Genomic DNA, 17,424 nt, shown 5'->3' with positions numbered 1-17,424 from the left:
GGCCTGGATGTCGCTCTGCGAAAGCGTGTTGTTCAGCTGCAGCGCCCGGGAAGAGGTTTCCAGTGTATAGCGGACGGTCGACACGGCATTCATGGCCCAGCCGAAGGCGAAGATTCCGAACAAAAGCATCACCAGGAAAGGCGCGATCAAGGCGAATTCCAGCCCGGCTGCGCCGGAGCAGTCACGGCGCCACCTGGATCCGATCCTTTCAGCGGACACGGATAACCTGCTGATGACTGATCGCGCGCGGGTCCGGGAAGACACCGAAGTTAAACGGGGGCACCCAGGTGCCCGTCGCCGTTATCTGGACGAAGATTTTCTTTCCGCCGCAGATGGTGGTCTCATCCACGACCGTGGCGCCGCACAAATAGGAGCGGACCAGCACGACCGCGGCGTCCTCGGGCTTGTCGTTCCAGCTCGAAAGCGCGACCGCCTGCGTCCCGGTGTCATTGGACGCGCCGGCCATCACGAGATTGGCCGCGGTTTTGACGCCCGCGCGCATCTGCAGGTAACTCGTCACGTAGGACCAGCCATCGGCGATGCCGAGGCAGACCAAGCACAGGACGGGCAGCAACATGGCAAACTCCACGGCGGCTATCCCGGATTTGTCCCGGACAATGCGCAAGGTCCGCCCACCCATCCCGCTACTCGACAAGCTGAACGGACAGTGCCGCCGGAATGTCGTCCATCCCGAGGCCTTTGCAGTTCTGCTTGATCGTCGTACTGCCTGACCACTGGATAGTGTCGGCGACGACCTGAGTGCAGCCACCGTTCCCCGAGAAGTTGCCAAGGTAGTTGACCTGCTGCCTGGGAAAATAGATGGCGCCGGTCAAAAGCGAGTCCGCTGTGCCGTTGAAGGTGCTCTGTGCCGCAGTCCCGGTCCTGTCGCCGTAGAACAGCACGCCGGAATAGGCTCCGGAGGTAGGCGCGCTCAGCGTCACCTTGGCGTTGCCGTTCATGCTGACGGTGTTGCTGCCTGCCATGAAGATGGTTACCCCGCTGCCGGCGACGACCGCGTTGGCGTTGACCTTCATACCGCCCTGCACGACGTAGACGCCGGGCTGCAGGGTGACGTTGCCGCTGAGGCTCATGCCGCTACAGTAGGTGCCAGGCTGGAGTGTTTGCGACGTCTTGTTGCCGTTGACATTCTTGCAAGGGTTGCCGGCTGTCGGCGTCGCCAAGCCGGAGAAAGGATCGGCTGCCGGCAAGGCTCGGGTGATGTTGGACTTGCAGACTGTGGTCGCTGGATTGTTCAGCACCATGCCGCCGACCGTGATCAGGCAGTCGGCCTTGAGCACCGCCGAGCCCTGCGTCTTTATGGCGTCCGAGGCAATCGAGTCCGACATGACCGAACAGCCGGTGAGGTTGACGGTGGTGTTGCCGGAAAAGAGCGCAGCCTGNAGGCAATCGAGTCCGACATGACCGAACAGCCGGTGAGGTTGACGGTGGTGTTGCCGGAAAAGAGCGCAGCCTGGGAGGCCGACGGACTGAGCGCCAGCACGCAAGCTTTGGAGGCGTCATTGATCAGCGCCACCGCCCTTGCCTGTTCGGCAACGGGCGCCTGGTTGAAAATCGCCGTGAAGTAGCGATCGAGGTTCTGCTTGACGATGACCTCCACCGCCTTCTTTGCGGTGTTCGGGCCGGACAATGGCGGCGTGTTGACCTGGATCGTGCCCGGCGTGGCGAAATTGTTCGAAGTCGCGGACTGCGTGGCGGCGGCGATGATGGTCGGGTTGTCGGAACCCGCGACTTTCTCGAGCGCACCGGCATAGGCCGCGGCATCGGCAACGGCCTGCAGCTTAAGGCTGCTGTAATACCAGAAGGATGTCTCCATACCGAGGCCGGCGCCGCCAACCACGACCGGCAAGGTGAAGGCAACGATGACGGCAACGTTACCGTTCGTGGCGCGCCTTAGGCGGCTCAAAGCAAACCAAATCCGGGTGAACGCGTTGGATGCCATATGTATTAGAAACCACGAATAGATAAACGAATGTGTAAAAAACCCATTCCGATTCGATGGAAGTCCGACCTGCCAGACGAAACAGGTGTGCTGCAAATCCTCCTCGCCTCGCATGTGCTTCATGCGGCGTCATCACTACGGCCAATGGAGGCGCATTGCCGACCGGCAGCTTTGGGTCGCAATCTGACCGTCCGTGATTGGGAGCCACATGGCTGCGCGGCTGTTCCGCTATTGAGCCTCGACAGGAGTCCTAGATCCGCACACACGCGTATCTTGGGTCGATCGCGCTTCGCTCATGCGCCAAATTGCCAAGTCGTGAGTTCGGACAGCGGAAGCATTCTCCTCATGGGTGTGGCTTGTCGAGCAGAAGATTTCACGATCACCACCGTAAGCAAGTTTCGGGATGACAGCTTCGTGTTGATCCCGCTGCTCGGCAGCGTCTGCGGTGAAGTCTCCGTTTAGCGGCTTACCCGGATATGACGGCAATGCAGGAGATCGGCAATCTCCTGTTCAAGCACATCCATGGGCCATCACCGTCGCGGCCCTGAGGTTACCCAGCCGCAGGAGGGTCCTAAAGCCGCACAACCTTGTCGAGATGTAGCCGTATCCGCTGGCCTTCAGCGAAGGACAGCGCAAACGATTCCAGGCCGAATGAGCGTGTAATTTCCTGGTCGGTCTCTATGATGCGCACGACCCATTCGCCACTGGCTCCGACCACTTCCACGCGAGGCAACGCCTTGCGGATTGGCACCACGTTGCTCATCACATCCTCCCTACGAAAAGCAATGGCAAGTCGATTTAAGACCCTGGTAGTCGGCAGTTCAATAACAAATGGATTTTCGGATCGGACGAACCACCCTGGATGGGCAGTACGAAGCCGGGCGAATCACACCTCAGTCAGGCGAACCCTCCCGGGAACCTTCCGTGAGATAGCCTCTGCTTTAGGTCGTTGGCATTCAGGATGGCCGCCAGTTCTTCGGCATACTCGATGTCGGGAAGGTCGACAGATGGGTGGCCCGCTACAATAGCCGGCAGCCCGGTGAACACGTCGAATACCGTCCACGTCCCATCCGGTTCCCGCCTTACGCCGTACCGCAGAGTTGCCATGAGAGGATGCTAATGGAAGCCGCGAATATATGGTACAAAAAATGCGAGCGGGCGATCGGGCAACAGGCACGCCTTTCCGGAACTTTTGCCGCTGCGACGGGTTCGGTCGGGCATGACCAGAATAGCCGACCTCGGACCGCCCATGCCCGGCAAGCCACATGACCTGACTGGGAAGAGCATTTCTATGCGCGCCCCATTTGCGCGCAAAAGGTAGACCGTCGCGATTCCCGCCGAGTGATGTGGCACGAGCAACCGGTCCACCAGCCGCTGGAATTCGACGCCTAAGAGCGCAGCACAACCCAACTGATCATCGCTATCGAAGCAGCGTTTGTGGGGCGGCCGCTTGTAGGCGCATGGTGGCTAGATGACCCGAATACGGGTGGGATCGGATGGCGCCACGATTTATAGCGAAACCACTGTCCTTGGCCGACCGGAATCGGCGGCTGGCTGGTCCGGGCCGGAATGAACCGGGGCAATGCTCGGCTCAAGCTACGCTCTCGATGAATTGCAACTGGTCCTGGAAGATCGCGCCGTGGAGGTCGGTTTCGGCGGCGCAGTTTTACTGCCGCAACTTCTCCGTGAGGCAGCATTCGTTTGCGGTGTTGATCGCTCGCAGGATGTCGTGAACGCTGCCTCCCACCGGTTCGCCGATGCAGTGCGCGCCGGACGAGCCGAGTTCCGAACCGGGCTAGTCGAGGACTTGCCCTTGCCGGATAGCACATTCGACAAGGCTCTCAGCGTCCACACAGTGTACTTCTGGCAAAGCCTTAGAGCTGGATCCGCAGAGCTCGCTCGCGTCCTCAAACCAGGCGGTCGCGTCGTGCTTGGCTTCCTCCCGAAGGCGCATATGGACCGGATGAACATGCCGGCCGACATTTTTACACCTCGCGAGCCGGATGAGGTGATTGCTGCCTTGCGAGATGTAGGGTTCAGCGACCCTGAGTTGCGGAGACCGAGCACGGAAACCGCCTGGCTCGTTGTGACAGGCATACGAAGATAAGTTTCGGCACCTAGACGCGGAAAAGCCCACCGCCGAAGTAAGTGAGCTTTGTTGCAGGGCCGTAGTTTGCCTAAGTTGCTCTGGGTTCAACACTGGGTGCCGATTGCGCTGTCACTGCGCTGAGACGCCCACGTTTGGCCAGTACTGGCTTGCTGTATTCTTTCTTCACGGCAGTCCCTCTCTAGCGAATTCGGCAAAGCGCCGGTCTAAATGTTGTCACTCATCGGTGCAGGTTGATGGCGTGCACACAGCCGTTACGGCCGAGAGCTTCTCGCGCTTCTTTAATTCAGGCTTCTGATAAGGCTTCTTCATGCAGGGTCCCCACGTTTGTCCCTCAACGCGAAAAATGCAGTGAGGCCGCCACGATTGTCAACCAGAAACACTGAAGTAGCGGCCGACCGACGCCAGGGGACCGGCACGCGCGGTCAGGGCGGCGTGCGCAGCGTGGATGCTGCAATTGCCTGGCCGGTTGCCATTGCCTGCTAACGAGCGCACACTGCTGCGGTCGCCTCGAAAAATCAAAAACAAACAGGCACGAGGCGCTTGGGAGCGATCATCAGGCTTTCGCCCGACTACTTGGGAGAAGGCCCATGCCCACACCGGCACAGAGCCGGCTCATGTATTTTATGGGCCAACTCGTTCACAACGAGAGCATCGTTTCCAAGCAGGATATTATCGTCGGCTTACTGGATCACGAAGGCAGTCCGACGGCCGACGCCGACGAATTGCTGGCGAACTTGCATCGATCACTGCAACAGGCCCGACAGAGCTTGCACGAGGCGCAAGAGATCTATGGAGTCAGAAATGCGGAGTAGCGAAAAAACAAAACTCGCATACACAGCCGCAGAGTTCGCCGAAAAACACGGTTTGACCGTGAAGGCAGCCGAAATCATCCTGTCCGTGAACGGCTCCTCACGTGTCGCTTGCGATGCAGCAGCACGCGCATTCAAAGAAGCGGTTGCGCACCGAGAACACAGCAATGACGGCGAATGAGGCCCGCGCCTGCTTCCGAGGCTGCGCGGGCCGACCATGACGAGTGGAGAGGACATCTTGGTCACCGGCAGGAATCGCTGAAGAACGAGCCGGGTGTGACCGAACAGCCTCAGAGCGAGGTTGTTCCCGACTGACGCAAAAAAGCCCGCCAGCGTGAGCCGGCGGGCCAAGTAATGCGTCGCTGTCCAAATGAACGCGTTAGGTGTCTTCAGATGGATTTTGGTCGAGAAGCCGCCGCGCGTCAGGCGCAACAATCGGGCGCCGATTGAACGCCCTGCGGACGCAGGAACGCCTTCGTCTCGCGGGCGCTCCGCGTAAGCAAATCTTCGCCGCCGAGAAGCTCAATCGTCTCGGCCCAACCGTCGTCTGCAAGCAATTCATGTGTCATCCCAGTTAGAATCCCACCGGATTCCGCAGGGCAATACCTATCTTATCGCCTATGCCCTTTTGCCCCTACCGTGGGCGAGATAGCCTGGAAGAAAGCTGATGCCCAATCCCATCGCCACGAGCGCCCTCACCGTTAGCAGATCATCGCAGGCGAGGCCCCCTGTCAGGTCAACACCGATCTTCCGGTCGCCCGCCAGCATCGGCAGCGGTCGCGCCCATGCCTTGCTGAGGGCGATGAGATCGTGATGTTCGAGTTGCTCCAGTGAGACGTGCCCCGGCGGTCGAGGTAGGCCTGGGAAGCAAGCAGTCCTGAAGGACCCGTCACGAAAGCGCGTGAGATCAGGCTGGAATCGCGCAACGGGCCGACGCGCACGGCGAGGTCGATGCCGTCGGCGACGAGATCGGCAACGCGGTCGGTGACGACGAGATCAAAGGCAACCGCCGGATAAGCCTTACGGAACGCTGCAATAACAGGCGGTAGAAGCGTCTGCGCGATATCCACTGACGCCGTCAGCCGAACATATCTCGTCGATGCGCATTCCCGGATTATGCAGAAAACGGGATGCTCATTCCAGTCATCTCATATTTTCCGGGCAATGCATTTGCGCGATGATTTCGCTTGTGGAAATCGCCAGCAGGGGAGCGGAGGCCATGAACGATCAATCGATCAATCCCAATGACGCCGCCAGCGTCGTCGAAAAATATGCCATCAACCCGCGCGTTCGGGTCGGTCACGTCCATCTCAACGTGGCCGACATCGAGCGATCGCTAGCCTTTTATTGCGGTGCCCTCGGGTTCGGCGTCACCATGTCGCTAAGCGAGGAGGCTGCCTTTCTCGCGGCGGGCGGATATCACCATCATCTGGCGCTCACTAACTGGAAAAGCCGCGGCGGCGCCGCGCCCCCGATTGGCACGACGGGCCTACACCATGTCGCCTTTCTCTATCCGACACGGGCGGCGTTGGCGGCTGCGCTGCGCCGCCTGCGAGCAGCAGGGGTGACGCTCACCGGCGCGAATGACCATGGCGGCTCGGAGGCGATCTATGTGCGCGATCCCCGGCAACGGGTAGAACTCTATTGGGATCGCCCGGAAGCGGAATGGCCGCGCAACCCGGACGGCGCGCTGAAACTGGTCAGCAATCCGCTCGACGTGGACAATCTCGCCCGCGAGGGGGCATCAGACTGCTAAGCCGGCCACCGCCATGGCGGGCTGCGTTCGGAGGACTGCTGCGACAGTGCTAGCCATTCACCGAGCCACGGAGCCGGTTGGCTGCGAGCGGAGGGCAACCGTTCGGCTGGCGGGCTTCGTCACCCCAGGTATCAAAGTGTACGCTTCGAGAAGACCGTCGGCAAACTCAAGCGCTTAAAATGCATCGCAATACCCTGCGGGAAGAGAAGCGAAGCTTCGCATCCGAGCTTATAGGACTTGACCGGCGGCTAGCCAGACGGCTCCCGCGCGGCTGAGACGGCCCTGTCCCGTTCCTTTGGATGAACTGCGCCTTGTGGCCGGTGATGTTCTCGATCGCCTTCAAAAGGGGTCGATGGACCTCACAGAGCTTGGCATGCTCGCTGTGGTACGCACAGCGACCCGAATATGCTCTTGTGCAGCGCTTCGGCTGCCGCCAGGAAGCGCTCGATTTCAGCCCGGGAAAGCTGTTCGGAAGGTNATGCTCTTGTGCAGCGCTTCGGCTGCCGCCAGGAAGCGCTCGATTTCAGCCCGGGAAAGCTGTTCGGAAGGTTTGGTTCTGGCCATTGGTGCTTGCGCAATTACTAATTTAGTGAAATCTTACGTTCTTCTGGGGAGTAGACGTGAGACCGGTCGGTCCAGCTATGGGGCGGCATTGAACATGATGTTTTTTCCGGGATTGCTGATTGGGATGTTTGCCACGTCGACCGTGGTAGCGACCTGGATTTACCTAGCAACCGATTCGTTCTGGAAGTCCCTTGCATGGACCTTGCTGATTTTTATCATCTTTCAGGTTGCATATTTCCTATTTTCACTCGCGCTTTTCGACAAGCTTTGGTTGAAAAGAACCGAAGAAATACCGAACCCTGCCGAGCCTACCTGTCGAGACGGCGGTGTCTCATCTGAAGGGCGCTCGATGACGCTTTGAGGGAGACCGCCAGACACGAGAGCATGCGATCATGCTAATCTTTGCGAACCATGCGAAAGAAGGAAAGCCGTGGCAGCGCCAACAATCATCGAAAAGCGCGCTGGCGCTGGATGTCGCCACGGAGATCGTCGTTAGGGTGCGGACCGACGACGCCGAAGCCGAGGAGGGCGAGCTAGGTCTAAGGAGGAAACACAGATGGCTGCCTATCTGATAGCGGATGTAGACGTAAAAGACGCTGCCTTGTTCGAGGAATATCGGCGGGACGTTCCCGCTACCGAAGAGCGGTACGGTGGGCGGTACCTGGGCCGCGGTGGCGCCACCAAGGTTTTGGAAGGTGATTGGGATCCACACCGACTGGTCATTGTCGAATTCCCCGACATGGCGTCATTGATGGGCTGGTATAATTCGCCGGAATACGCCCGGCTGATCGAGATCCGCAAACGTTCCGCTAACACCAGGATCATCGCTTTAGAAGGGATTGCAACGCCTGCGGCGTGACCCATAAGCGCGGCCAGCGGACCCGACGACAGTTGGCGTCCTCAGCGTCATTTCTTCCTCACGGCGAGATGCCGTCGGCAGGGATCAGGCAGCGTTTGGACATGAAGGCGTCGCGGAACGCGGGTGCTGTATTGATGCCCTCCATCCTCGCGTTGTCTTCGCACAGGCCGTCAAGGACGCCCTCAGCCAGAGCCATAAAGTCCCGCGCGCTTCCGTACCACGGCGAACGGCCGTCCAGGACATCTCTGGCAATTCTGCGGTGCAGACGAGCGAATTGATCAAACCGCCCGCCTCCTTATAGCCATTCATGAAATGCGCAAAGCGCGCTGACTGACGCCAACGGAAGGGACGCGGCATTTGCGAGAAGTCGCCTTCCAGGGAGCGTCGCTCCCATTCCTTCAACTCGTCAGGTGTCTCGTGACCGCCGTGTTATCCCGATCATGCGAAGACGTTCGCTCCGGTGCGGGACGACTTCAAGTCCTTTTCAAGGGTGTTGGGAGGTTGGCCCACGGCTGAAGGGCTGCACAACCAAGGGGCACGATCAGCTTCTGCACCTTCAGACACATCGTGATAACCTGTCGGCCATGAAATCGGAGGCTTGAGAGAAACGTGGGCGGGCCCCAGGAGACTAATTTCTGCCCATGGGAAGGCGATGTCCGCGCTAGCCGGAATGTCAGCTACCGAAGATCCGCCGCGTGAAGGCTGCCAGTCCGCTAACGGCCGCCCCAAAGCTGCCGGTCAAGACAAGGTCGCGTTGGAACCGATCCTTCGCATCCCCCGTTATCGAATGGAAGGGACATTACTTGCCATTAGGAGATGAAGAATGAAACGGCTTCTTTTTGCCACTGCCATGATGGCTCTTTCCAGCGGGCTTGCGTTGGCGGGGACGACAGGGACAACAGGGACGACGTCGAGTGGCTCCTCCACTACCACAACGATGCCGACGACAGATAACAACACGGATTCGACCACAACGAAGTCGATCAATTCGAACTCAGCGAAGGACTGTGCGCCGGGCCAGCAGAGTGGCAGTGCCAAGCAGGCCGCTCCTGGTCAACAGGATGACACCAGTGCCAAGTCCGCAGCCCCTGGACAGATGAAAACGACTGCCGAAGGTTGCTAATTGTGGCGGGAGGGGCCGGTTTGCACCGGCCGGAATGGATGCCTCCCGCTGCCGACCGGCGGCAACGGACCGGCCCGCGCCCTTCGATCAGCGCGGGCCCTTTTTCTGAAAGCACCTCCCTTAATCGTCCAAGGAGCCTGCAGCCTTTTCTTGGGCAAGCCGGAATGCATAGTTGGTTGCGGATGTGATTGTTGAATAGCGGCCCTTGGTGAAGGCAGATTTGAACGCGACAAACGCCTGAAGCGGCACGTCCAGGAAATCGTATTGCTTCCCCCCTCGCTCAAAACCAGACCGAGAGAACCCTGGTCCGGGTCAATAGTCGAACTCATCGAGGTCGACGGCATGGTGCGTTTCAAGAAACCAGCGTGAGCCGCGGCCAGCCGGGTATGGACCGCCCTACAGGCTGAGCTGTATTCGAAGATGTGGCCGGGCGTAGAATGACGTCGCCTTCCGCCGCTTCGCGCGCCGCCCTGATCGGAGTTTTCGCGTTGACGGTGTGGGTGGCCGTCACGGCATCGGCTGCGATCTCCTCAACACGGTATTTCGGCACTTTTGTTCCTCCGCGTCGGTAGCGACTCCGCTTGTTTAGGGTCGCCCTCAAAGAGGAGAATAAGGTGGCAAGCTCGTCGTCGCCCTGCCGCCGGGGGTGTGACCCGGCGGCTTGGACGTTCGGCTACGATCGCTCGGCTGTGACCGCCTTACGGCGTTGCCCCGGGAGTCTGCTTGGCAGCCATCTCGTCGATCTTCTCGGCAAGCACGCCGTTGGCCCATTCGGTGACCTTGGCGTCGACCGGCTTGTTGGCCATATCGGCGAGCGCGTCATCCAGCGATGGGACGGCGGCAGCAGCATCGGCCGCCGCTATATTGGCGGCATCGAGCGCCGCCTGCGCTGCATCGATCTGCTCCTGGGTCGGGACTTGGTCGGCCGGAGTATTCGGGTCGTTCAATTTGGCGTTCAACGCGTCGACTTCGGCTTGGGCGGCATCCACCGCGGCTTGGGCGCCCTTGGCGGCCGCCGACGCTGTCACATAAGCCTGAATGCCGGCGAATTTCTTGCTCTTGGAGTTCATATATGCGTTGATGTTGCGCTGCAGCGAGTTCAGCCGGCCAAGCTTGGCGTGAATGTTCTTGTCCTTAGGCGTCGCGGCGACCTCAATGTCGTCGACGGCGACCTGGTCTTCGCCCGAGGCCTTCTTTCCGGCGTGAGCCGATGCCGACTTGCCGTGCGAAGCGCTGTTGCCGGACTTGCCGCCACCGTTGCCCTGACCACCGCCATTACCGTGACCACCGCCATTGCCGTGACCACCGCCATTGCCGTGACCACCACCGTTTCCACCCGCGCCAGCGAAAGCAGGAGCGGTCACTAGCGCAAGCGCGGCAAGCGCTGCCAAAAGGGTTTTTCGGGATGTCATGGTACCTCCTCAGGCGAATAGCCACCTCGCCGATTCGTTATAGAGCGGCTTATAAAAGTTTCCTAATTCGACTGAATGAACTTTAGATAAATGCTTGTTGCAATGAGCGACTGACGACTGCGAAGCGCTTTGTAACCCTCTGAAATCTAGCAAAAAATTCGGAGTCGCAGACCGTATCGGCCTTTTGCGCGACTGAAGTCCCATACCGATCGGACCTTGGTCCGGCGATGCACAACCGCGGAATGCTTGCGGCATTTCGGAGTATGGCGTCACCGTGTGGCTGTGACTGCGCATTGGTAGACAACTCGCCGGGCGAAGACCCCAACTACCTCGAGCCCGGCGAGCCTTACACCTGATCAGAGTACGCGATCACGACCGGGGATCAGCCGGCGAAAGATGTGGGTGCAATATGGGTGCCAAACTATTCGTCCCAAATTGGGACCATGCTGCGGCCTGCAAGCTGCGCTTAGGTCTCATAAAAGGCTTAGGCGTTCGCATCGGAAATGGCGATAGCTGGTTAGATCGCTTCCTTCCTCCGTTTGTACGATTTGTTGGCATTGGCAGTCCTGCGCATATTGTTTGCCGGACGGCGCTGAGTCTCACCGGTCGAGCCCAGCGGCCCGCCAGCGGCAAAGTGTCCCCCCGCGACAAGGTCTGCTGGGCCGTCCTAGCGCCGATCTGCTCCGGCAATGGCCGCGTGAATGCCCGCTCGGCTCCAGCAACAGCTTCATCCTTGGTTGCGACGGTTCCGCGCGCGCCGCCGTCATCGAGCGTATCTTACTCGCCTAACCCGGATCGTGCCGCGTCCGCTTTCCGGGACGCACGGATCTATGCTCAATAGCTAATGTCAGGAGCGTACCTGAATTGGTCCTCGAGCCGAGATAGCGCGTTACGACACACGACATTGCGATGTCCAGAAATCGACCGTTTTCGGACAGCTTGTGGCGGCCGTAGCACAGCGGGTTGTTTCGCAGGTGCTGTGTCCGGAAACTCTGTCCGGATTTCTATTGTTCGGCATACGCGATTTGCGCCGCCACCCGGCTATGTTCCCGACTGCATATTATGAGACATTTGGCGCCGTGGCCCAATTCGCTCACCTAGGGGAAATGGACTCGACAATTCGAGTTGACTGTCGTTCCCGATCGAGCGCAAGTCCACCTCACAAGTCTGGTGAACGTCTGCCAATATAATCGAAATATCTTCGACGACGATTTCTAGGTGGCATATTGGAGAAGGTGACCTTCGAATGAGTGCCTTGTTATTTTCTGGCTTCAGTTCAACAGTTCCCGAGCCCCTGGGCCGTCGCTCGCTGATGCCAAACCAAACGCCTGCCCGAGGGCGAGTGCCAGTTTCGAATGCTTTTTCGCAGCATGCTTATGACGAGCATTGGCTACAAGATTTGCTGTTTCGGCATCCCGAGTTGATCGTGGCCGACCGCCTTGAAGGCAGCTTTGGCGATGTCGTGCCTTTATGCCGGGAACTCGCCATTCCTCGAGCGGGCGGGACAGTGTTCGCGGATATTCTGGGCGTCGCAAGGACCGGCCGACTGGTCATTATTGAGTGCAAGCTTTGGCGCAACCCACAGGCGCGACGGGAGGTGTTGGCGCAAATCCTGGAATATGCCGCGCTGCTGCGACGCTGGAGCTTCGGTGATCTGACCGCACGGATTAAACGCAAGCTGCCATCCCATGAGCCGAACCCAATCTTTGCCGCGGCGAAGCTCCGGTGGCCAGATCTTGAAGAGGCTTCATTCGTGGATGCGGTAACGCGGTCGCTAAAGCTGGGTGACTTTCAGCTCATCATTGCCGGAGATGGCATTCGCTCGGACACGCACGCGATTGCCGAACATCTTAATTCGCAAGGTGCGGGCCTAGCTCAGCTGACACTGCTTGAGATCCAATTGTGGCAGGCGGCTTCGGGTACCATTGTCGTGTTACCAATAGTGCCCTTGCGGACTAAAGTCCTTCAGCAAAGAGTTTTGGTCGACGGCGGCGGCGTGCCGCTCCAGCTGGAGACGCAGGAAATCGGCGCCTCAGAAGCCAGCGAAACGATCGAGAGCGTTGTTGATCCGGAAAGCGGCAGTCGGCGAAGCGTCAATCGTGCGTTCTGGCAACGGTTCATAGACCACGTTCAATTCGATCATTCCGACCAGTTGCCAGCGCGTCACAGTGGCGACAACTGGGTCAGGATACCGCTCTCAAAGCCCCTAGGCTGGATTACAGGTTTTCGCTCCACTGGCGCAAAGGCTGAAGTGGGTTTGTTTCTGACCTTCAGGGACGAGGATGGGTAAGTTCTTTTCAATGAGTTCGACGCCCACATTGCAGAGCTACGCAGCGAAAGCGGCCTCGATTTGGCAGCAAGGTTGAAATCCGCCGCACCGTTCTATACCGAACTCGGCGTATTCAGACCGCGGTCGACCTTCGCTGACGAGGAACAGCAACTCGACTGGCTCTGTGATGCTGCAAATCGATTTGTCTCTCTGATCCGGCCTCGGCTTAGCGTGCTGGCGGAAGCCGCCGAATGACACGGCTTCTCAAGTGGGAACGACTGGCCTTGAAGGGCGACTTCTCGGCGATGCCCGGGCCCTTCGAGTGGGATCAGTCAGGGCGCTTCGCCCATTTCCTGAACGGGTACGACGTCGCCGGAGGAATGGACCCTCTTGCCGGCCTTGCCATCGGAATGTCGGAGCAAGCTCGCAAGATTGGCAAATGGGACGGCAGCGCGCTCGACCTTTGGCTCTGTCTGTTCTTCCAGCATCGAGCGCATCGTCATATGGGCTCCGAAGATAGCGACCCGATACTCGACGAACTTTGCGAGGCGCTGCGAGTGAGGCTCAGTCGGCTGTCTCCAGCCGAGGCGAAAGCATTGGCTTCGCGTCTCAACCAGAACGCCGCTTAGGCAATGAGCTCTTGCCCTTCCGACGCTCGATTCCGCATCTGCCTGATCAATGTACTCTTGCACATCGGCGGTTCGCGGCTCGACCGTCAGTATATCGTCGCAAACGCAATCCATTCGCGGAGCGGTGTCCAAGGCGACGGGGGATCAACGAAGCCTTTGAACATTCGGCTGCCTCTATCCGTGCCGGTCAACCTGTCGCGACGGCGTCAGAAAACTCTCCTACGCTATCTAGTTGTATAGATCGAGAACCGCTATTTTTGGCGTGTGCCCCAGACAAGCCAGGGCAAACCGCCTCGCGCCTCAAGCAGAGCGCCATCAAGGCCGCTTTCCGCAGTTGTTCGCATATCGAAATAGTTGATAGCTAGTTCCGAAAGGGGGAGCAAAACAGTTTGTCGGCAATCGCTGTATCGCAAGGAGCCGACAAAATTTTTTGTTGCCCCATACTTACACAAAATCGGTGATTTGTGAATCCTAGCTCGAACGCTGCCGAAACACTCTGTGAATTCCGGGTATGGCTAATTTAGATGGTTTTTTCGAATCGTCGATTCTGCGACCTCACAGGCGCGTTACCATGCGGCGCGCACGAATTTCAGAGGATCAAATGGCCACCAAAATCACCACAGTTTCGATGGACGCACTCACCCCCTACCGCAACAATGCTCGCACCCACTCCAAGAAACAAATCCGACAAATTGCCGACTCCATCGAAAAATTCGGTTTCACCAATCCAGTCTTGGTCGACGAGAAGAACAACGTCCTTGCCGGCCATGGCCGGCTCTCAGCGGCGCGCCTGTTGGGATGGAAGGAAGTTCCAACCCTCTCAATCACCCATCTCAATCAGGCGCAGAAGCGCGCCTACATAGTTGCCGACAATCGGATCGCCGAGAAGGCCGGCTGGGACAAGCAGATCCTGGCCATCGAGTTGCAGGCGCTGGTCGACCTCGACTTCGATGTGAGCCTCACCGGCTTCGACATCCCAGAGGTCGATCTGATCATCAGCGAGTTCTCGCCGAACAATCAGGATGATGAATCGGAAGAGGATGAAACGGGCCTTCCGGAGCAATCAGCAGGACCAGCAATAACGCTGCCCGGCAATCTGTTTCTGCTCGGCGAACATCGATTGCTTTGCGGCAACGCGCTTTCGAAAGAGAGTTTCGAGACGCTGATGCAGGGGGAGAAGGCGTCCGTCTGTTTCACAGACCCGCCCTACAACGTTCCGATCGGCGGACACGTCAGCGGGCTTGGCAAGACGAGCCACCGGGAATTTGCAATGGCATCCGGCGAGATGTCCGACGACGAGTTCGTAGGGTTTCTGGAGCAGTCGTTCTCACTGATTGCCGGATCGAGCAAGCCGGGCGCTATCGCCTTCGTGTGCATGGATTGGCGTCATATCGCAGAGACCACATTGGCGGGTAAACAGACGTTCGGCGATCTGCTCAATCTGTGCGTCTGGAACAAGACTAATGCCGGCATGGGGAGCCTCTACCGCTCTCAGCACGAACTGGTGCTGGTGTTCAGGAATGGCAAGGAGCCGCATCGCAATAACGTCGAACTCGGCAAACATGGACGTCACCGCAGCAATGTCTGGACCTATCGCGGCGCCAACAGCTTTGGCACCACGCGAATGGAAGAGCTCGAAGCGCATCCGACCGTCAAACCTGTCGCTCTGGTTGCCGACGCTCTGCTCGACGTCAGCCGCCGAGGCGACGTCGTGCTGGACCCTTTTGGCGGCTCGGGCACCACACTACTCGCATCGCACAAGACCGGGCGCCACGCACGCCTTATCGAGATCGATCCTCACTATTGCGATCTGATTATCCGCCGCTTCGAAAGGCATACGGGCAAGCAGGCAACGCTCGCCACCACAGGCGAGACTTTCGAGGAACTGTTTGAGCAGCGTGGAAGCGTCAAATCTTCCGGCGCACTCGCGAAAACCGCGTCCGCAACCCCGGCTCCTGAAACTGTGGGAGGCGTGCTGTGACCACCCGGAGAAAGAAATCTGCCGACTACTCGATAGGCTACGGCAAGCCTCCGGCTGAAACCCGGTTCCAGAAAGGAATGTCAGGCAATCCGAAAGGCCGGCCGAAAGGCAAAAAGAACATGAACACGATTGTACGCGAGACGCTCTTTGGGCCGATCCAAATCCAGCAGAATGGCAGGACGACGACGGTGACGGCGCTGGAGGCCATCCTTCTCAAAATGCGCAACAACGCGCTTTCAGGCGATTTCCGGTCGGCGGCCCATGCTCTTCAGCTCGCATCCCGTTGTGCCGAACTTGAGGAAAGCCGGCAACCCGATGCGGAGGTTGACGTGTTCGATCCACAAACGATGGTCGAGATGATGCGGGATTATCTCGACCACAAGGACTCGTCAGAGAACGATACCGAGACCCCTTCCAAGACCGGCGATCAAGGAGATGAGGAATGAACGCCCCCCTCTCCCTACCGGGCCGACCATCCTCCTCGCCCGTTGCACCGACTGCCCTTCAGCTGCTGTTGGGCGCGGCCCGCGTTGACCTGGCGACCTTCGTGGCCCTGGCTTTCTCCGCTGTCGATCCAGGCGCCAAGTATTTGCCCAACTGGCACATCCGCGCCATTGCGCATCAGCTCGAGCGCGTATCCGCGGGCAATTGCAAGCGCCTGATCATTACGATGCCACCGAGATCGTTGAAGTCGGTCACCACCTCGGTCGCGTTCCCGGCATGGATTCTTGGCCGCGATCCGTCGAAGAAAATGATCTGCGTCTCTTATGCTCAACCTCTTGCGGTCAAGCACGCCAACGACTTTCGAACGGTCGTCAACACCGCCTGGTACCGGTCGATGTTCCCGACCTTCAACGTTAGCCCGCGCAAGAACACTGAAAATGAACTGCAGACCACGCTCGGCGGTGGACGCCTGGCGACCTCGACCGGTGGTCAGCTAACTGGCCGGGGTGGCGACATCATCATTATCGATGACCCCTTGAAGGCAGATGAAGCGCATTCGGAATCGGCTCGCAATAGGTGCGCCGACTGGGTTCGCACGACTTTGATGTCGCGCTTCGACAATCCGGCTGCCGGTGCCGTCGTCCTTGTCATGCAAAGATTGCATGTCGACGACCTAGCAGGCGTGCTTCTGGAGACTGGCGGCTGGGAGCATTTGAACCTGTCGGCGATTGCCGAGCAGGACGAACGCGTCCAGACAAGTGTAAATCGCTGGCACGATCGCAAGCTTGGCGACTTGCTGCACCCCGCGCGTCTGGGACACGCCGAACTGGACGGTCTAAAGCGCCTATTAGGATCGCTCAATTTTTCCGCGCAGTACCAACAATCCCCTGCCCCACCGGACGGCAACATGGTCAAGAGGGTGTGGTTTCGCGACTACGATCCGCATCAGTTCGACCGTCGTTCTATGACCATCGTTCAAAGCTGGGACACCGCCCTCAAGGGCGACCCCTCCAGCGATTACTCCGTCGGAACGACATGGGCCAAAGACGACAACCACTATTATCTCCTCGATCTCGTCCGCGTCCGGGCAGCTTACCCAGACCTCATCAAGGCGGTAAAAAACTCCCTTCTGGAGCACTCCCCCGACATCATCCTCATTGAGGATGCGGGTTCCGGCTCAAGTCTCATCGCCGACTTGGAAAGCCAGGACATCAGCACCACGCCGGTAAAAGCCAGAACCGACAAGGAAAGCCGGCTGTCACGTGTTGCCGCAATGATCGAAAACGGCAACGTCAATCTTCCGAAAGACGCGCATTGGAGAGATGACTTCCTGCTTGAGGTGCTCGCATTTCCGCACGGAAAGCACGACGACCAGGTCGACTCCATGACCCAGGCGCTGATTTGGATGAAGGACGACAAGCCGACGGGGAGGTTCTATTTCGGCAAATTTTGAAGTCCTGCTCCAAAGTCTGGGCCAAATGTCAGCTATGCGCCTCATCTCGGCCGTT

The 17,424-nt window shown here is 58.9% G+C and carries 20 protein-coding genes; 12 read left to right on the top strand and 8 right to left on the bottom strand.

What is annotated here, in order from left to right:
* From X750_RS1000000167425 to X750_RS0133420, 5 genes are all read right to left on the bottom strand, one after another.
* A partial coding sequence (locus X750_RS1000000167425) for a TadE/TadG family type IV pilus assembly protein (protein ID WP_032904753.1) occupies positions 1–219 on the bottom strand: 219 nt, incomplete at its 3' end.
* On the bottom strand, positions 209–640 hold the full coding sequence (locus X750_RS142755) for a TadE/TadG family type IV pilus assembly protein (RefSeq protein WP_023690708.1): 432 nt from the start codon (positions 638–640) through the stop codon (positions 209–211). The genes X750_RS1000000167425 and X750_RS142755, both read right to left, overlap by 11 nt.
* 4 nt (positions 641–644) lie before the next feature.
* Complete coding sequence (locus X750_RS1000000167110; protein ID WP_245271895.1) at positions 645–1,346, bottom strand: hypothetical protein; 702 nt, start codon at positions 1,344–1,346, stop codon at positions 645–647.
* Positions 1,316–2,074 (bottom strand): pilus assembly protein TadG-related protein, encoded by a 759-nt coding sequence (locus tag X750_RS1000000167105; protein WP_245271894.1) that lies wholly within the window; start codon positions 2,072–2,074, stop codon positions 1,316–1,318. Before X750_RS1000000167105 ends, X750_RS1000000167110 begins: the two co-directional genes overlap by 31 nt.
* A 457-nt stretch (positions 2,075–2,531) precedes the next feature.
* Positions 2,532–2,723: a hypothetical protein gene (locus X750_RS0133420; RefSeq protein ID WP_023740327.1), complete on the bottom strand. Its 192-nt coding sequence runs from the start codon at positions 2,721–2,723 to the stop codon at positions 2,532–2,534.
* A gap of 819 nt (positions 2,724–3,542) precedes the next feature.
* Here X750_RS0133420 and X750_RS0133415 point away from each other — a divergent pair.
* The 3 genes from X750_RS0133415 to X750_RS0133410 all read left to right on the top strand — a co-directional run bounded on the left by X750_RS0133415 (position 3,543) and on the right by X750_RS0133410 (position 5,060).
* Positions 3,543–4,067 (top strand): class I SAM-dependent methyltransferase, encoded by a 525-nt coding sequence (locus tag X750_RS0133415; protein WP_023748228.1) that lies wholly within the window; start codon positions 3,543–3,545, stop codon positions 4,065–4,067.
* A gap of 590 nt (positions 4,068–4,657) precedes the next feature.
* A complete protein-coding gene (locus X750_RS142765; RefSeq protein ID WP_023670653.1) occupies positions 4,658–4,882 on the top strand; it encodes a hypothetical protein in 225 nt (74 codons plus the stop codon).
* Positions 4,872–5,060 carry a hypothetical protein gene (locus X750_RS0133410; protein WP_031243249.1) on the top strand — a complete coding sequence of 63 codons (189 nt, stop codon included), beginning with the start codon at positions 4,872–4,874 and terminating at the stop codon, positions 5,058–5,060. Before X750_RS142765 ends, X750_RS0133410 begins: the two co-directional genes overlap by 11 nt.
* A gap of 550 nt (positions 5,061–5,610) precedes the next feature.
* Here the strand turns inward: X750_RS0133410 and X750_RS142770 are convergent.
* On the bottom strand, positions 5,611–5,961 hold the full coding sequence (locus X750_RS142770) for a LysR substrate-binding domain-containing protein (RefSeq protein ID WP_280805596.1): 351 nt from the start codon (positions 5,959–5,961) through the stop codon (positions 5,611–5,613).
* A 137-nt stretch (positions 5,962–6,098) separates the two neighbouring features.
* Between X750_RS142770 and X750_RS142775 the strand changes: the two genes are divergently transcribed.
* The 3 genes from X750_RS142775 to X750_RS142790 all read left to right on the top strand — a co-directional run bounded on the left by X750_RS142775 (position 6,099) and on the right by X750_RS142790 (position 8,058).
* Positions 6,099–6,635 carry a VOC family protein gene (locus X750_RS142775; RefSeq protein WP_050588805.1) on the top strand — a complete coding sequence of 179 codons (537 nt, stop codon included), beginning with the start codon at positions 6,099–6,101 and terminating at the stop codon, positions 6,633–6,635.
* 484 nt (positions 6,636–7,119) lie between these two features.
* Positions 7,120–7,560 (top strand): hypothetical protein, encoded by a 441-nt coding sequence (locus X750_RS1000000167100; protein WP_245271893.1) that lies wholly within the window; start codon positions 7,120–7,122, stop codon positions 7,558–7,560.
* A gap of 195 nt (positions 7,561–7,755) precedes the next feature.
* On the top strand, positions 7,756–8,058 hold the full coding sequence (locus X750_RS142790; RefSeq protein WP_023670645.1) for a DUF1330 domain-containing protein: 303 nt from the start codon (positions 7,756–7,758) through the stop codon (positions 8,056–8,058).
* Positions 8,059–8,116: 58 nt separating this feature from the next.
* Here X750_RS142790 and X750_RS1000000167625 read toward each other — a convergent pair whose 3' ends face one another.
* Positions 8,117–8,203, bottom strand: a complete 87-nt coding sequence (locus X750_RS1000000167625) for a hypothetical protein (protein ID WP_348524486.1) — start codon at positions 8,201–8,203, stop codon at positions 8,117–8,119.
* A gap of 678 nt (positions 8,204–8,881) precedes the next feature.
* Here X750_RS1000000167625 and X750_RS1000000165960 point away from each other — a divergent pair.
* Positions 8,882–9,181 (top strand): hypothetical protein, encoded by a 300-nt coding sequence (locus X750_RS1000000165960; RefSeq protein ID WP_156932429.1) that lies wholly within the window; start codon positions 8,882–8,884, stop codon positions 9,179–9,181.
* Positions 9,182–9,879: 698 nt separating this feature from the next.
* On the opposite strand, the gene X750_RS142795 is transcribed toward X750_RS1000000165960, so the two are convergent.
* On the bottom strand, positions 9,880–10,593 hold the full coding sequence (locus X750_RS142795; RefSeq protein ID WP_023748225.1) for a hypothetical protein: 714 nt from the start codon (positions 10,591–10,593) through the stop codon (positions 9,880–9,882).
* 1,246 nt (positions 10,594–11,839) lie between these two features.
* Here X750_RS142795 and X750_RS01000000163230 point away from each other — a divergent pair.
* From X750_RS01000000163230 to terL, 5 genes are all read left to right on the top strand, one after another.
* Positions 11,840–12,883: a hypothetical protein gene (locus tag X750_RS01000000163230; protein WP_156932428.1), complete on the top strand. Its 1,044-nt coding sequence runs from the start codon at positions 11,840–11,842 to the stop codon at positions 12,881–12,883.
* Between the two features lie 230 nt (positions 12,884–13,113).
* Complete coding sequence (locus tag X750_RS142800; RefSeq protein WP_023740378.1) at positions 13,114–13,491, top strand: hypothetical protein; 378 nt, start codon at positions 13,114–13,116, stop codon at positions 13,489–13,491.
* A 601-nt stretch (positions 13,492–14,092) separates the two neighbouring features.
* Complete coding sequence (locus X750_RS142805) at positions 14,093–15,472, top strand: DNA methyltransferase (protein WP_023748223.1); 1,380 nt, start codon at positions 14,093–14,095, stop codon at positions 15,470–15,472.
* Positions 15,469–15,918 (top strand): DUF5681 domain-containing protein, encoded by a 450-nt coding sequence (locus tag X750_RS1000000163830; RefSeq protein WP_023748222.1) that lies wholly within the window; start codon positions 15,469–15,471, stop codon positions 15,916–15,918. The genes X750_RS142805 and X750_RS1000000163830 overlap by 4 nt, the downstream gene beginning before the upstream one ends.
* On the top strand, positions 15,915–17,369 hold the full coding sequence (gene terL / locus X750_RS142810; RefSeq protein ID WP_084567181.1) for a phage terminase large subunit: 1,455 nt from the start codon (positions 15,915–15,917) through the stop codon (positions 17,367–17,369). The genes X750_RS1000000163830 and terL overlap by 4 nt, the downstream gene beginning before the upstream one ends.
* The last annotated feature ends 55 nt before the right edge of the window (positions 17,370–17,424 follow it).

It is taken from the genome of Mesorhizobium sp. LNJC391B00 (assembly GCF_000502535.1).
Taxonomy (GTDB): domain Bacteria; phylum Pseudomonadota; class Alphaproteobacteria; order Rhizobiales; family Rhizobiaceae; genus Mesorhizobium.
Note: the sequence above shows the minus strand (reverse complement) of the source record. Positions and strands in the feature narration are given on the sequence as shown.

Bases quoted from the DNA above. Each gene is read 5' to 3' on its own strand.
- X750_RS142765 (WP_023670653.1), top strand. From the start codon at position 4,658: ATGCCCACACCGGCACAGAGCCGGCTCATGTATTTTATGGGCCAACTC.
- terL (WP_084567181.1), top strand. From the start codon at position 15,915: ATGAACGCCCCCCTCTCCCTACCGGGCCGACCATCCTCCTCGCCCGTT.
- X750_RS1000000165960 (WP_156932429.1), top strand. From the start codon at position 8,882: ATGAAACGGCTTCTTTTTGCCACTGCCATGATGGCTCTTTCCAGCGGG.
- X750_RS142795 (WP_023748225.1), bottom strand. From the start codon at position 10,593: ATGACATCCCGAAAAACCCTTTTGGCAGCGCTTGCCGCGCTTGCGCTA.
- X750_RS0133415 (WP_023748228.1), top strand. From the start codon at position 3,543: ATGCTCGGCTCAAGCTACGCTCTCGATGAATTGCAACTGGTCCTGGAA.
- X750_RS01000000163230 (WP_156932428.1), top strand. From the start codon at position 11,840: ATGAGTGCCTTGTTATTTTCTGGCTTCAGTTCAACAGTTCCCGAGCCC.
- X750_RS0133410 (WP_031243249.1), top strand. From the start codon at position 4,872: ATGCGGAGTAGCGAAAAAACAAAACTCGCATACACAGCCGCAGAGTTC.
- X750_RS0133420 (WP_023740327.1), bottom strand. From the start codon at position 2,723: ATGAGCAACGTGGTGCCAATCCGCAAGGCGTTGCCTCGCGTGGAAGTG.
- X750_RS142805 (WP_023748223.1), top strand. From the start codon at position 14,093: ATGGCCACCAAAATCACCACAGTTTCGATGGACGCACTCACCCCCTAC.
- X750_RS142790 (WP_023670645.1), top strand. From the start codon at position 7,756: ATGGCTGCCTATCTGATAGCGGATGTAGACGTAAAAGACGCTGCCTTG.
- X750_RS142755 (WP_023690708.1), bottom strand. From the start codon at position 640: ATGGGTGGGCGGACCTTGCGCATTGTCCGGGACAAATCCGGGATAGCC.
- X750_RS142775 (WP_050588805.1), top strand. From the start codon at position 6,099: ATGAACGATCAATCGATCAATCCCAATGACGCCGCCAGCGTCGTCGAA.
- X750_RS1000000167110 (WP_245271895.1), bottom strand. From the start codon at position 1,346: ATGTCGGACTCGATTGCCTCGGACGCCATAAAGACGCAGGGCTCGGCG.
- X750_RS142800 (WP_023740378.1), top strand. From the start codon at position 13,114: ATGACACGGCTTCTCAAGTGGGAACGACTGGCCTTGAAGGGCGACTTC.
- X750_RS1000000167625 (WP_348524486.1), bottom strand. From the start codon at position 8,203: ATGGAGGGCATCAATACAGCACCCGCGTTCCGCGACGCCTTCATGTCC.